The 12,338-nt window shown below is 70.9% G+C and carries 17 protein-coding genes; 13 read left to right on the forward strand and 4 right to left on the reverse strand.

Annotation, left to right across the window (positions count from 1 at the left end; all coding sequences use genetic code 11):
* The first annotated feature begins 57 nt into the window (after positions 1 to 57).
* The gene (locus F4559_RS04800; RefSeq protein WP_184666365.1) at positions 58 to 330 is read left to right on the forward strand and encodes a hypothetical protein; all 273 of its coding nucleotides are present in this window, start codon (positions 58 to 60) and stop codon (positions 328 to 330) included.
* On the opposite strand, the gene F4559_RS04805 is transcribed toward F4559_RS04800, so the two are convergent.
* Entirely contained in the window at positions 305 to 511 is a 207-nt protein-coding gene (locus F4559_RS04805) for a hypothetical protein (RefSeq protein WP_184666366.1), read from the reverse strand. The genes F4559_RS04800 and F4559_RS04805 overlap by 26 nt on opposite strands.
* 140 nt (positions 512 to 651) lie before the next feature.
* Between F4559_RS04805 and F4559_RS04810 the strand changes: the two genes are divergently transcribed.
* From F4559_RS04810 to F4559_RS04855, 10 genes are all read left to right on the forward strand, one after another.
* Positions 652 to 1,995, forward strand: a complete 1,344-nt coding sequence (locus F4559_RS04810) for an NACHT domain-containing protein (RefSeq protein WP_184666367.1) — start codon at positions 652 to 654, stop codon at positions 1,993 to 1,995.
* Positions 1,996 to 2,029: 34 nt separating this feature from the next.
* Positions 2,030 to 2,437, forward strand: coding sequence for a hypothetical protein (locus tag F4559_RS04815; RefSeq protein WP_184666368.1), 408 nt, complete (start codon positions 2,030 to 2,032; stop codon positions 2,435 to 2,437).
* Between the two features lie 56 nt (positions 2,438 to 2,493).
* Positions 2,494 to 4,176: a sodium:solute symporter family protein gene (locus F4559_RS04820; protein WP_184666369.1), complete on the forward strand. Its 1,683-nt coding sequence runs from the start codon at positions 2,494 to 2,496 to the stop codon at positions 4,174 to 4,176.
* A gap of 10 nt (positions 4,177 to 4,186) precedes the next feature.
* Positions 4,187 to 4,405 (forward strand): hypothetical protein, encoded by a 219-nt coding sequence (locus F4559_RS04825; RefSeq protein ID WP_184666370.1) that lies wholly within the window; start codon positions 4,187 to 4,189, stop codon positions 4,403 to 4,405.
* A 78-nt stretch (positions 4,406 to 4,483) separates the two neighbouring features.
* The gene (locus F4559_RS04830; protein ID WP_184666371.1) at positions 4,484 to 5,485 is read left to right on the forward strand and encodes a hypothetical protein; all 1,002 of its coding nucleotides are present in this window, start codon (positions 4,484 to 4,486) and stop codon (positions 5,483 to 5,485) included.
* A gap of 73 nt (positions 5,486 to 5,558) precedes the next feature.
* Positions 5,559 to 7,028 carry an aldehyde dehydrogenase family protein gene (locus tag F4559_RS04835; RefSeq protein ID WP_184666372.1) on the forward strand — a complete coding sequence of 490 codons (1,470 nt, stop codon included), beginning with the start codon at positions 5,559 to 5,561 and terminating at the stop codon, positions 7,026 to 7,028.
* 32 nt (positions 7,029 to 7,060) lie between these two features.
* A complete protein-coding gene (locus F4559_RS04840; RefSeq protein WP_184666373.1) occupies positions 7,061 to 8,080 on the forward strand; it encodes a dihydroxyacetone kinase subunit DhaK in 1,020 nt (339 codons plus the stop codon).
* Positions 8,080 to 8,676 carry a dihydroxyacetone kinase subunit DhaL gene (dhaL, locus tag F4559_RS04845; RefSeq protein ID WP_184666374.1) on the forward strand — a complete coding sequence of 199 codons (597 nt, stop codon included), beginning with the start codon at positions 8,080 to 8,082 and terminating at the stop codon, positions 8,674 to 8,676. The genes F4559_RS04840 and dhaL overlap by 1 nt, the downstream gene beginning before the upstream one ends.
* The gene (gene dhaM / locus F4559_RS04850; protein WP_184666375.1) at positions 8,673 to 9,038 is read left to right on the forward strand and encodes a dihydroxyacetone kinase phosphoryl donor subunit DhaM; all 366 of its coding nucleotides are present in this window, start codon (positions 8,673 to 8,675) and stop codon (positions 9,036 to 9,038) included. Before dhaL ends, dhaM begins: the two co-directional genes overlap by 4 nt.
* 179 nt (positions 9,039 to 9,217) lie before the next feature.
* Positions 9,218 to 9,823: a DUF3558 family protein gene (locus F4559_RS04855; protein ID WP_184666376.1), complete on the forward strand. Its 606-nt coding sequence runs from the start codon at positions 9,218 to 9,220 to the stop codon at positions 9,821 to 9,823.
* 6 nt (positions 9,824 to 9,829) lie between these two features.
* Here F4559_RS04855 and F4559_RS04860 read toward each other — a convergent pair whose 3' ends face one another.
* Together F4559_RS04860 and F4559_RS04865 are read right to left on the reverse strand one after the other, a co-directional pair.
* Positions 9,830 to 10,033: an FmdB family zinc ribbon protein gene (locus tag F4559_RS04860; RefSeq protein ID WP_184666377.1), complete on the reverse strand. Its 204-nt coding sequence runs from the start codon at positions 10,031 to 10,033 to the stop codon at positions 9,830 to 9,832.
* Between the two features lie 4 nt (positions 10,034 to 10,037).
* Positions 10,038 to 10,454, reverse strand: a complete 417-nt coding sequence (locus tag F4559_RS04865) for a hypothetical protein (protein ID WP_184666378.1) — start codon at positions 10,452 to 10,454, stop codon at positions 10,038 to 10,040.
* A 53-nt stretch (positions 10,455 to 10,507) separates the two neighbouring features.
* Between F4559_RS04865 and F4559_RS04870 the strand changes: the two genes are divergently transcribed.
* Positions 10,508 to 10,804 (forward strand): Rv1322 family protein, encoded by a 297-nt coding sequence (locus tag F4559_RS04870; RefSeq protein ID WP_184666379.1) that lies wholly within the window; start codon positions 10,508 to 10,510, stop codon positions 10,802 to 10,804.
* A gap of 267 nt (positions 10,805 to 11,071) precedes the next feature.
* Here the strand turns inward: F4559_RS04870 and F4559_RS04875 are convergent, their stop codons facing one another.
* Positions 11,072 to 11,602: a GNAT family N-acetyltransferase gene (locus tag F4559_RS04875; RefSeq protein ID WP_184666380.1), complete on the reverse strand. Its 531-nt coding sequence runs from the start codon at positions 11,600 to 11,602 to the stop codon at positions 11,072 to 11,074.
* Between the two features lie 37 nt (positions 11,603 to 11,639).
* Between F4559_RS04875 and F4559_RS04880 the strand changes: the two genes are divergently transcribed.
* Positions 11,640 to 12,335, forward strand: coding sequence for an alpha/beta fold hydrolase (locus F4559_RS04880; RefSeq protein ID WP_184666381.1), 696 nt, complete (start codon positions 11,640 to 11,642; stop codon positions 12,333 to 12,335).
* The last annotated feature ends 3 nt before the right edge of the window (positions 12,336 to 12,338 follow it).

The following is a 12,338-nucleotide window of genomic DNA, read 5'->3' on the forward strand; positions in this document are numbered from 1 at the left end:
ATGTCCGCGTACCGTAGCGGGTCGCTGCGGACAGTCACCATCGAGTGAGGGGTTGGCATGGAAATCGACTTCGACACGCTGTTGCACGAGGTGGCGAGCGAGAGTGCGCCGCGGAAGTTCGCGATCGTGGAGGAATGGGTGGACGGGGACGTCGTGGTCTCCGCCTACGGCCTTGCCTACGCGGATCGGGCCGAGGCGGCGTCGGTGAGCAGTGAGTTCGCGGCCCACGCGGACACCGCCGAAGGGGTTCGCGCGCTGTTCGCGGTCGACGGTCAGGCTTACCTGGTGTGGCTGGACGAGGAGATCAGCGCCCCCGCAGCAGGACGATGATCGCGATGGCGAGGGTGAGCGTTCCCCCGAACGCCACCCCGCCCGTGATGATCGAACCGGGCACGTCGGCGGTCGAGAGCCAGGACAGCCAGCCCGCGACGAAGGCGACGCCGACCGCCACGAGGAGCGCGAACGCCATCCACACGAGCAGGAACTGTTTTTGAGCCGTCGTCGCGGGCATGAGATCCTCTTCTCTGAGCGTCGACCGAGGAGAAAGGGTTCCGCCGGGGTGTCAGATCTGTACATCTGACACGTCTGACACGTAGGGTACGGCTCGTCCGACCCCGCACGCAATCAGGGTGAACCCCGAGGAGAACGACCGTGGAGTCAGCAGCCGCTCGACTGACCGAAGAGCTGCGTGACCTCCACCTGCGCGCGGGTGCGCCGAGCATGCGGACCCTGGCGTCGTCGGCGGATATGAGCCATACCAGCGCGCACGACGCGCTCAACGGCAAGCGGCTCCCGTCGTGGTCCGTCGTGGCGAACCTGGTCCGCGCCCTCGACGGCGACGTCGACTACTTCCGCGACCTCTGGAACCGGGCCAACGCCCCCTCGGACGATCTGGTGCCGCTGTACTTGCGACAGGAGGCGAACCGGCTCAGGCGGCTGCTCGGTGTGGACCTCATGCCATTGCGGGTCGATGGTCCGTACGGGCCGGAGGTGCTCGACGACTTCGACGAGCAGTTGCGCCGGGCCCTGTTCATCGGCGAGCCCGGTTCGGGCAACTTCACGCTGCTCCTGGTGTTCGCCCGGGGACTGATGAAGCGGACCGTCGACCACGTGCCATTCGTGGTGTCGTTGGCCCGGTTCGGCGACGAGTACCCCCCACACCGGTCGATCGCCGGATTCGTCGAGCACCATGTGCGCACGGTCAACCAGCTCGACGTGCCCGACGGGTGGGTGTCGGGGCTCTTCGCGTCCGGTAGGGCACTGGTGTTGTTCGACGGGCTCAGCAAGGTGCCGGACGAGCGACGGGCCAGGATCGCCGAGGTCGTCGAGAACTTCGTCCTCCGGTACCCGGACCTCAGGGTGGCGCTGACCCTGCGACCGCGCGACGTCGGCCTGATCGACGAGAAGATGTTCGCGCACTACCGGATGCTGCCGCCCGAAACCCGCGACGTCGACCGGTACTGCGACCGGGAGCGGGTTCCGGTACCGGCGCCGGACGAGCTGTTGATCACTCCCGGGTTGGTCGTCGAAGCCGTGCGCGACGCGCGACGTGGGCAACCGTGGGGCCACTGCGCGACAGTCGAGGCGTACCTGCGCACGGTGTTGGCCGACATGATCACCGACGACACGGTCCTGGCGTTGGCCGCCCTCGCGTCGGCCAGGACCGAGTTCCGACGGGCGCCCGCCGTCGCCATGCTCCGGGAAGTGCTCGGCGACTACGCGGTCGCGCAGGATTTGTTCGATGCCTGTGTGCAGTACCTGCTGCTGGGGGACGGCGAGGGGACCTACTGGTTCACGACGCCGGCGGTTCACAGTTACCTCGTGGCGGTCCGTCTGGTGGCGCACGCGGCCGACGTCGAAGACCTGGTGGTGAGCGGGCCTCAGGTGCGGAGGTTCGTGTTCGAACTCGCCGATCGGCGGTGGCCGGACGGCGCCGAACTGCTCCGTGAAGCGCTGACCCGAACGGATGCGTCCCAGGGGAAACGGCCGGGTTAGGCTGACGGCCCGGTAGCGCCTTCTGGAGGATTCCGTGCGAAGACCCTGGTTGCCCGCTGTGTTCGTGGTGGTGCTGAGCGGTTGTTCGGTCGAGGCGGCGTCCACGCCCCTTCCGGTCCGGCAGGCCGATCCCGCGTTCGTCGCGCCGGTGACCACGACACGGCTCGCGACCGGCGCCCGGCTGTCCGCGCTGCCCATGGCCGGCAAGGCCGGGGACAAGGTCAAACTCACGGGCCAGGGGTTTCCGCCCAACGCCCGCGTCGTGCTGTCCTTCCACGACACCAAGGTGGGCGAGGTGACGGCCGACGCCGTCGGTGGATTCGCCGACGCCGAGGTGGTCGTGCCCGATTCGTTCGGTGGGTCCGGTCCGGGGACACAGTTCTTCCTGCGTGCGGGGGCCGGTCCGTATCAGGCCGAAGCACCTTTCGTACTCACCGGGTGAACAGGTTTCCGTCCGGGTAGTCCCGCGTACTGGCGGCGCGACCCGGGAGGTGGGCGATGGTGCCCCTGGCGGAAGCGGACCTGCGCTTGGACGCGGGTCCGCTCGACTACGCCCTGTTGGCGCTGTACTTCGTGTTCGTGCTCGGCATCGGGTTCCTGGCCCGCCGGTCGGTCACCTCCAGCCTGGACTTCCTGCTGTCCGGGCGGTCGCTGCCCGCGTGGGTCACGGGCCTGGCGTTCGTGTCCGCGAACCTGGGCGCGATCGAATTGCTCGGCATGTCGGCGAACGGCGCCCAGTACGGCATGGCGACCGTGCACTACTACTGGATCGGCGCGATCCCGGCCATGGTGTTCCTCGGCCTGGTGATGATGCCGTTCTACTACGGCTCCAAGGTGCGCAGCGTCCCCGAGTTCCTGCGCCGCCGGTTCGGCACGGGCGCGCACCTGGTCAACGCGATCAGCTTCGCCGTCGCCCAGGTGCTGATCGCGGGCGTGAACCTGTACGCGCTGGCGTTGCTGCTCAACCTCCTGCTGGGCTGGCCGATCCCGCTGTCGGTGGTCGCCGCCGCCGCGATCGTGCTCGTGTACACCACGCTCGGCGGGCTGTCGGCCGCGATCTACAACGAGGTGTTGCAGTTCTTCGTGATCCTGGCCGCGCTGCTGCCGTTGACGATCGTCGGCCTGCACAAGGTCGGCGGGTGGCAGGGCCTGGTCGACAAGGTCACGGCCGGTCCCGGCGGCGCCGACCAGCTCTCGGCCTGGCCCGCCACCGAACTCACCGGCATCTCGAACCCCGTGCTCAGCGTGCTGGGCATCGTGTTCGGGCTCGGGTTCGTGCTGTCGTTCGGCTACTGGACGACGAACTTCGCCGAGGTCCAGCGCGCCCTGTCGGCCAAGAGCATGTCGGCGGCGAAGCGGACGCCGATCATCGGCGCGTTCCCCAAGGCGCTGATCCCGTTCGTGGTGATCATCCCGGGCATCATCGCGGCGGTCGTCGTCCCGGAGATGGCCGCGCTCAAGGGCGGCGAGGCCACCGGCGTCACCTACAACAACGCGTTGCCGCTGCTCATGCGCGACCTGCTGCCCAACGGCATGCTCGGCATCGCGATCACGGGTCTGCTGGCGTCGTTCATGGCGGGTGTGGCGGCGAACGTGTCGTCGTTCAACACCGTGTTCACCTACGACCTGTGGCAGAGCTACGTCCGCAAGGAGCGGCCGGACGGCTATTACCTCAAGGTCGGTCGGATCGCGACGGTCGTCGGCGTGCTGATCGCGATCGGCACGGCGTTCTTCGCGGCCGGCTACGGCAACATCATGGACTACCTGCAGGCGCTGTTCTCGTTCTTCAACGCGCCGCTGTTCGCCACGTTCATCCTCGGCATGTTCTGGAGGCGGATGTCGGCCGCCGCGGGCTGGTCGGGCCTGGTCGCGGGCACGCTCGCGGCCGTCGGCGTGTTCGTGCTCGCCGAGACCGGCGTGCTCGACCTGCCCGGCCAGGGCGCGAGTTTCCTGGGCGCGGGCGTGGCGTTCGCGGTCGACATCGTGGTGAGCGTGGCCGTCACGCTGGTCACGAAGCCCGTGCCACCCGAACGTCTCACGGGCCTGGTCTACGGACTGACGCCCAAGAAGGACCGGGAGCACGACACCTCCGGCGAGAACGCCGGGTGGTACCGGTCGCCCGCGTTGCTCGGCGGCGCGGTGCTCGTCCTGACCCTGCTGCTCAACATCGTCTTCGGCTGAGGAGGTCGTCGTGTCGGGACTGTCCGACCTGCGCGTGGTGATCGCCGCGCTGTTCGGGGTGTACGGGGTCGTGCTGGTCGTCGTCGGCCTGTGGTTCACGGCGGCCGACGACCTCGCCGCGGCGGACGGGTTCAACGTCAACCTGTGGGCGGGTGGCGGCATGGTCGCACTGGCGCTCGTGTTCACCGCGTGGGCGTTGCTGCGGCCGTTGCGGGTGCCGGAGGGCTGAATCGTTCCCGAATGCTGTGGCGAGGCTCAACCCCGTGATGTGACCCCTTTTCACACCTTTGGTCGCTACCGTGCACCCGTGCCCCGTCTCGTCGCCGTCCTGTGTGCGCTCCTGGTCCTGGCCGGCTGTGCCGGAACGGACCTCAGCAAGCAGCCCCCGTCCGCGCGCAGCACCATCCCGGCCAAGGACGCCGCGGACGCGGTGGCGACGAGCACCGGCGCGGCGCCGACCGGCACGGCGGGCGAGGGACCGGTCGACCCGGCGTTCGCGGTGGACAAACTGCGGTTGATCGACCCGTGCGCGTTGCTCGAACGCGACCTGCTCGCCCAGTTGGGCACGCCCGGCGAGACCTCGCGCAGCGGGTTCAGCCGGTGCTCGAACTTCATGAAGGACAAGAACAAGAAGGACCTCGCCGTCACGGTCGACGTCGGGCAGTCGCTGACCGCCGAGCTGAACAACGCCAAGAAGCAGCTCGCCGGGCTCAAGTCGCACGAGCAGGTGCTGCCCGGCAGCGCGTGCTTCGTCTCCGTGATCACGCAGGAGAAGCCGGGCCTGGGCATCACCGTGCAGATCGGGTCCAAGGAGGACGAACCGTGCGCGCCCGGCCGGGTCGTGGCCGAGGCCGTGGTCAAGAAGCTCAAGACCAAGCCGTCGCCGGTCACCCCGGCCAAGGGTTCGCTGCTGACGTTGGACGCGTGCTCGCTGCCGGACAAGGCGGCGGTCACGGCGGCGGCCGGCACCCAGGCCCGGACCTACCCGTACGGGCTGCACACGTGCTCGTGGCTGGGCGACAGCGAGGAGGCCGGGCTGGACTTCCGGCTCGGGTTCGTGCCGCGCGACAAGAAGTTCGACCCCAAGCAGACCGAGGTGGACCTCGGCAACGGGGTCGTCGGCTACCAGGTCGACGGGTCGACCGCGTTCCCCACGTGCACGATCAAGTGGGTGCAGCGCCTGGCCTCCGGCGACGAGGGCGAGACCGTCGAGGTGAAGTCGGCCGGACCGTCGAAGGCGACGTTCAACCGGTGCGAGCGGGCGCAGGCGTTGGCCAAGGCCGTCCTGCCCAAGATCCCCAGACCGTGAGGCACCCCCGTCGGCGTCCCCGCGAGTAGCCGAATACCCTTCGGAAACCCGTCGTGATCTGGAGGGACGCCCGATGGTCGATGCTTCCCGGTTCGCGTCCCTCGACCCGCGCACGGGCGAGGTCGTCGGCCACCACCAGGTCCACGACGCCGCCGACGTCCGTGCCGCCGTCGAGGCCGCCCGCGCGGCGGCGGTGTTCTGGGCCGACCTCGGGTTCGCCGGCCGCAAGGCCCGGCTCGACGCGTGGCGCCGGCTGCTGGTCAAGCGGCTCGGCGACCTCCAGACGTTGATCAGCGCCGAGACCGGGAAGTCTGCCGACGACGCGCGCACCGAGTCCGTGCTGGTCGTCGACCACCTGCACTGGGCGGCCCGCAACGCGGAGAAGGTGTTGCGGCGGCGCAAGGTCGCGTCCGGCGTGCTGGGGCACAACCACGCGGCGACCGTCGAGTACCGGCCGCTGGGTGTGGTCGGCGTGATCGGACCGTGGAACTACCCGGCGTTCACGCCCATGGGTTCGGCGGCGTACGCGCTCGCGGCGGGCAACGCGGTGGTGTTCAAACCCAGCGAGTTCACACCCGGCGTCGGTGAGTTCCTGGCGTCGGCGTTCGCCGAGGTCGTGCCCGAGTTCCCGGTGTTCACCGTCGTGACCGGGTACGGGAAGACCGGTGCGTCGCTGTGCGCGGCGGGCGTGGACAAGATCGCGTTCACCGGGTCGACCGCGACCGGGCGCAAGGTGCTCGCGGCGTGCGCCTCGTCGTTGACGCCCGTGCTGCTGGAGTGCGGCGGCAAGGACGCGTTGATCGTGGCCGAGGACGCGGATGTGCGCGCCGCCGCCCGGGGCGCGGTGTGGGGCGGGTTCTTCAACTCCGGGCAGACCTGCGCGGGCGTGGAACGGGTCTACGTCGCCGACGCGGTGTACGACGAGTTCGTGCGCGAGGTGACCGCCGCCGCGTCCAGGGTGCGTCCCGGCGGTGATCCCGACGCCGACTTCGGGCCGATCACCATGCCCGGTCAGGTGGACGTCATCCGGGCGCACGTGACCGAGGCGTTGGCGCGCGGCGCGCGGGCCGTCGTCGGCGGACCGGAGTCGATCCGGCCGCCGTTCGTCGAACCCGTCGTGCTGGTGGACGTGCCGGACGACGCGGCGGCGGCGACCGAGGAGACGTTCGGGCCGATCCTGGTGGTGCGCCGGGTCGCCGACGTCGACGAGGCCGTGGCGCTGGCGAACTCGTCGCGTTACGGCCTCGGCGCGGCCGTGTACTCGAAGGCCCGCGGCGAGGAGATCGCCGCCCGGCTGCGCTGCGGGATGGTGGCGGTGAACGGGGTCCTGGCGTACGCGTCGGTGCCCGGCCTGCCGTTCGGCGGTGTCGGCGACTCCGGGTTCGGGCGGATCCACGGGCCGGACGGGTTGCGCGAGTTCTGCTACGCGCGGTCGGTGACCCGGCGGCGGTTCCGGCCCTTGCTGGACGTGATGACCTACGACCGGGGTGCGCGGACCGTCCGCCGACTGGTGCGGCTGATCCGGGTGCTGCGCGGGCGCTGACGGCGTAGGAATGGGGTGACGGGAGGCGCTCCATGAAGAAGATCATCAACGAGCCGGCGACCGTGGTCGTCGACGCGTTGCGCGGGTTCGAGGTCGCGCACGCCGATCTGGTGCGTGTGTCGTACGACCCGGTGTTCGTGGTGCGGGCCGACGCGCCGGTGCGGGGCAAGGTCGCGCTCGTGTCCGGCGGCGGATCGGGGCACGAGCCGCTGCACATCGGGTTCGTGGGGCCGGGGATGTTGGACGCCGCCGTGCCCGGCGAGGTGTTCACCTCGCCCACACCCGACCAGATCGTGGCGGCTGTGCGGGCGGTCGGCGGTGGCGCGGGTGTGCTGCTGATCGTGAAGAACTACACCGGGGACGTGCTCAACTTCGAGTTGGCGGCCGAGATGGCTCTTGCCGAGGGGATCGAGGTGCGGACCCTGGTCGTGGCCGACGACGTCGTGGCGCAGCGCGGGGTGGCCGGGACCCTGGTCGTCGAGAAGATCCTCGGCGCGGCGGCGGCCGGTGGCGCGGACCTGGAGACCTGTCTGGAGATCGGCCGGCATGTGGCTTCGCACGCGTTCTCGATCGGCGTGGCGCTGGAGGCCGGGACCGTGCCGCACGTCGGCTCGCCGGGTTTCGTGCTCGGGCCCGCGGAGGTCGAGTACGGCGTCGGCATCCACGGCGAGCCGGGGCATGAGCGGCAGGAGCTGCGACCCGCTCGGGCGTTGGTGGAGGGGATGGCGTCCGAGGTGGCGGTCCAACTGCCGGTGGGTCGGGGCGACCGGGTGCTCGTGCTGACCAACGGGATGGGCGGGACGCCGCCGGTGGAGCTGTACCTGGCGCACGGGATCGCCGAGCGGTCGTTGGTCGAGCACTGGGGTGTGGTGGTGGAGCGGCGGCTGGTCGGGTCGTTCGTGACCAGTCTGGAGATGCGAGGGCTGAGCATCACGGTGGTGGTGCTGGACGGTGCGCGGATCTTCCTGCCGGAGGAGCGGTCGCGGCTGGCCCGGTTGGTCGAGTGGTGGGACGCGCCGGTGCGCACGGCGGCGTTGCGCTGGGGGATGTGATGGAGTGCCGGGCGGCGGTTCTGGCGGTGGCGGCCGTGGTCGCGGCGCACCGCGACGAGCTGGTGGAGCTGGACCGCGTGATCGGCGACGGTGACCACGGGGAGAACCTCCGGCGGGGATTCGCCGCCGCTGTGTCCACTGTGGATGGTTCCGGGCCGGTGCTGAGGCAGGTGGCCACGCTGTTGATCTCCAAGGTCGGGGGTGCGGCGGGGCCCTTGTACGGCACGGGGTTCCTGCGTGCGGCCGGTGCGGTGGAGGGGCGGCCGTTGGACGGGTTCGTGGTGGCCTCGGCGTTGGCTGCCGCGTTGGAGGGTGTCGTGGCTTTGGGCAAGGCCGCGGTGGGGGACAAGACGATGGTGGACGCGCTTGCTCCGGCTGTTGCCGCCGCCGAGTCCGCGGCGGCCAGTGGGGGGTCGGTCGCCGCGGTGTTGGAGGCGGCGGCCGTGGCGGCGGCGGAAGGGGCGGCTTCGACCGTGCCTTTGGTGGCGCGTAAGGGGCGTGCGGCCTACTTGGGGGCGCGGAGCGCGGGCCACCTCGATCCGGGGGCGCGGTCGACGGCGTTGGTGCTGCGGGCTTTCGCGGACGCGGCCCGATGATCTCGTTGGTGATCGTGTCGCACAGTCGGCTGTTGGCCGAGGGCGTGGTGGAGTTGGCCGCAGAGATGGCTCCGCACGTGTCGATCACGGCGTGCGGTGGGCTGTCCGGTCGGTTGGGTACCGACTTCGCGGCGGTGTCGGCGGCGGTGGGGCGGGCGTCCTCGGGGGTGGTGATCCTCTACGACCTGGGCAGTGCGCGGATGGTCGCGGAGTTGGCGGCCGAAGGGGCTTCGGTGCCGGTGGTGGTCGTGGCCGCGCCTGTGGTGGAGGGTGCCGTGGCCGCCGCCGTGGCGGCCGAGAGCGGTGCCTCCTTGCCCGAGGTGGCCACCGCCGCCGCCGAGAGCGTCCGCTGGCTGACCTGACCCCCACCCACCCCGCGAGTCGTGCCTTCAGACACCGCGAGTTGTGCACTCAGGCACTGCGAGTTGTGCGTTCAGACACCGCGAGACGGGTACTCGGGGGCATTCGACCCGGATCGGGGTGATGGAGCGTGGGGACACCTGGGCGCGGGCAGGGTTGGACCGTTTGGCATCGTGGTGGTATGCGACGTCTGGTGATCCCGTTCCTGGTGGCGGCCCTCGCGGTGGTCGGCGGGTGCTCGTACAAGGTCAACGGCGCGCCGGTGTCGACGGCGCCCCTGGAGGTCGAGCCGCCGTTCGGGGGCGAGGATCCGTCCTCGACCGAGGAGACGGACCCGTCGTCCACGGATTCGCCCGACCCGTCCGGTTCCGCCGAGCCGTCGGCGGTGGGCGACGTGTGTTCGCTGATCGGGTGGAAGGACCTGCCCTACGACGTGCCCGACAAGAACGCCAAGCCCACCGACACCGGGTACGACTCGTCGTTCGACCAGTCGTGCAAGTGGCAGACGCACGTGGACGACCTGGACGTCGGCGTGACCCTGCGGTTCCGGGAGAGCCGCACCATCACGCTCAAGGACGCGACCGGCGAGGTCGAGGTCGGCGGGCGCAAGGTCGCCTACAGCGATCGCACGACGGACACCGAGGTGCAGCCGTCGTGCGTGCTGGCGATGGACTACGCGGGTGGCGGGATCGGGATCATCGTGATCGACGGGTCGGCCCGGTTCGGTGCGATCTGCGACCAGGGCAAGAGGGTGGCCGAGCTGTTGCTGGGCAAGGAGCCTGCCTGACCGGGGTCAGCCGCAGCACCCGCCGCCGCAGCACCCGCCACCGCCCTGTCCGCCGCCCGTCGTCTTGCCGGCGAGACCGGCCATCGACAGCAGCTTCACGGTGTCGTCATGGCCCTCGGGGCAGGACGCGGGCGCCGAGGACTCGGCGAGGGGACGGTTCACGTCGAACGTCGAACCACACGTCTTGCAGCGGAACTCGTAGGTCGGCACGGGGTCATTGTCGCGGTCTGCCGGGCATGAGCACCAGCGTGGACACGGCGACCAGGCTCACGCCCGCCAGCGCCGCCACCGCCGGCAGCCCGTAGGACCAGGCCAGGCCCACCACCGCCACCCGCGTGCCGGCGAACGTCCCCAACCACGAGCGCGACCGGGGGCGGGCCAGGACGGTCGCCGCCGCCACCCCGGCGGTGACCATCAGGATCGTGATCGTGGCGACCCGGACACCGACGCGTGGGGCGTGTCGTCGTTTCGCCTCGGTCGCGGTCCGGTCCTCCGCCGAGACGGTGACCGCCTGGCGTTCAAGGTTGGTCAGCTCGTCCAGCACGCTCAGGGTCCGCGCGATCGGTAACAGGGTCACCGCTACTTCGGCCAGGAGCACGGTCACGACCGCGATCCGCTGCCACTTGTTCATCCGCCCGACCGTAGGCGATCGGGCGTCACCCGGCGGGATTACCCTGGGAAGCCGTGCCACGCCGCAACCGCCCCAAACGCCCGGACGACGAACCGCGCCCGCCCGCCGGACACGGCTGGGCGCGGGCCGAGCAGGCCGCGGACGGCGAGTGGTTGGTGCGCAACGTCAGCGGGGCGGGGACCACGAAGAACTACCGGTGTCCGGGGTGCGATCACGAGATCCGGCCCGGGACGCCGCACGTGGTGGCCTGGCCGTCCGGCGAGCACGGCTCGGTGGCCGACCGACGGCACTGGCACCCGTACTGCTGGTCGTCGCGGTCCCGCCGGACGCCCACTCGCCGCCGTTGGTGATCTGACACCGATGCCCTGACACCGGTGATGCGATGCCGATGGCCTGGCGTCGGCGATCCGCTGTCGGGTGGTCGGGGTGCCGCTCCCGACCTGCTGCCGCTGACCTGCCGGTGGAAGGCGACGCGTTCACGCACCGCAGCGGCCGGCCAAAGGATGCGCGAGCGGGGCGAGGATGACCGTCACGGGTTCTTCGACCTGTCCGCGGTATGTCCCGGGCGACCCCTGGAAAGGGCGGGTGCCCGCTGCCCGGTGATTGTCGAGTGGGGTTTACCGGGGTTCCCCTCCGGAAAGGCGGCGCCAGACCAGGACCGGGCCGTCGATCGTGATCGAGTCGGCCGTGTGGACGAATCCGAGTTTCTCCGCCACCCGTTGCGACGGTTTGTTGTCGACGTCGGTGATGATCACCACCGGGCGGTCGGGGGTGTTCGTGTCCGCCCAGGCGATGGCCGCCGCGGCCATTTCCGGGGCGTAGCCCTTGCCCCAGTGGATCGGTGTGAAGCGGTAGAAGAGGTTGAGGGTCTGTTCGCCGTCCTGGACGTGGTGGCGCAGGCCGCCGAAGCCGACCTGGTCGCCGGTCGTCCGCAGGGTCACCGACCAGTAGCCGATCCCGTCGCGCCGCCAGTGCTCCTGCCACTCGGCCACCTGGGCGGTGGCCTCCTCGGGAGTCGGAGCGCCCGCCGGGTTGTACCGGTTCGTCTCCGGGTCGCCCATGATCCTGATCGCCGCGGGGACGTCCGCGTCCGTCACGCGGCGCAGCACCAGGCGTTCCGTGCGCAGCTCCGTCGGGTCGGTGGTCATGGCACCACGGTAGGGACCGGGTCCGACAATCTTCGGCATGGGAATGCCTCCGGTGGTGCTGTTGCACGCGTTTCCGCTCGACTCGCGGATGTGGGACGGGGTGCGGGCCGAACTCGACGTCATCACGCCTGACCTGCGCGGATCAGGTCGGGAGCCCGATCTCGACGTGCTGGCGCGGGACGTGGTGGAGCTGATCGAGCCACTCGGTCGGGTGATTCTCGGCGGGTGTTCGATGGGCGGGTACGTCGCCATGGCCGTGCTGCGGCTCGCGCCGGAGCGGGTGGCCGGGTTGGTCCTCGCCGACACGCGGGCGGGTGCGGACACCGACACGGCCCGCGCCACCCGGCTCGCGGTCGCGCGGCGGGTGGAGGCCGAGGGGCTGGAGTGGCTGCCGGACGCGGTCGTGCCCGGACTGCTCGGACCCGAGCCGTCCGCCGACGTGGTGGCCGGGGTGCGCGGGTTCGTGCTCGACCAGGACCCGGTCGAGGTGGCGTGGGCGCAGCGGGCCATGGCCGCCCGACGCGATTCGGCCGAGGTGCTGCGCGGCGCGGACGTGCCCGCGCTCGTCCTCGTCGGCGAGCACGACGGCCTCGCGCCGCCCGCGGTGGGGCGGGAGTTGGCCGGGTCGCTGCCGCGGTCGACCTACGTCGAACTGCCCGGCGCCGGACACCTCACGCCGGTGGAGGCGCCGCAGGCGTTCGCCGCCGCGATCCGGACCTGGTGGGACGCCTGACGG

Origin of the sequence: Saccharothrix violaceirubra, from assembly GCF_014203755.1 — a bacterium.
In the GTDB taxonomy this organism is placed as follows: Bacteria; Actinomycetota; Actinomycetes; order Mycobacteriales; family Pseudonocardiaceae; genus Actinosynnema; species Actinosynnema violaceirubrum.

What these genes read in the sequence shown, in the direction of transcription:
- dhaM (WP_184666375.1), top strand. Translation starts at nt 8,673, where the DNA reads ATGATCTCGTTGGTGATCGTGTCGCACAGTCGGCTGTTGGCCGAGGGC.
- F4559_RS04840 (WP_184666373.1), top strand. Translation starts at nt 7,061, where the DNA reads ATGAAGAAGATCATCAACGAGCCGGCGACCGTGGTCGTCGACGCGTTG.
- F4559_RS04800 (WP_184666365.1), top strand. Translation starts at nt 58, where the DNA reads ATGGAAATCGACTTCGACACGCTGTTGCACGAGGTGGCGAGCGAGAGT.
- F4559_RS04835 (WP_184666372.1), top strand. Translation starts at nt 5,559, where the DNA reads ATGGTCGATGCTTCCCGGTTCGCGTCCCTCGACCCGCGCACGGGCGAG.
- F4559_RS04865 (WP_184666378.1), bottom strand. Translation starts at nt 10,454, where the DNA reads ATGAACAAGTGGCAGCGGATCGCGGTCGTGACCGTGCTCCTGGCCGAA.
- F4559_RS04875 (WP_184666380.1), bottom strand. Translation starts at nt 11,602, where the DNA reads ATGACCACCGACCCGACGGAGCTGCGCACGGAACGCCTGGTGCTGCGC.
- F4559_RS04880 (WP_184666381.1), top strand. Translation starts at nt 11,640, where the DNA reads ATGGGAATGCCTCCGGTGGTGCTGTTGCACGCGTTTCCGCTCGACTCG.
- F4559_RS04855 (WP_184666376.1), top strand. Translation starts at nt 9,218, where the DNA reads ATGCGACGTCTGGTGATCCCGTTCCTGGTGGCGGCCCTCGCGGTGGTC.
- F4559_RS04805 (WP_184666366.1), bottom strand. Translation starts at nt 511, where the DNA reads ATGCCCGCGACGACGGCTCAAAAACAGTTCCTGCTCGTGTGGATGGCG.
- dhaL (WP_184666374.1), top strand. Translation starts at nt 8,080, where the DNA reads ATGGAGTGCCGGGCGGCGGTTCTGGCGGTGGCGGCCGTGGTCGCGGCG.
- F4559_RS04820 (WP_184666369.1), top strand. Translation starts at nt 2,494, where the DNA reads ATGGTGCCCCTGGCGGAAGCGGACCTGCGCTTGGACGCGGGTCCGCTC.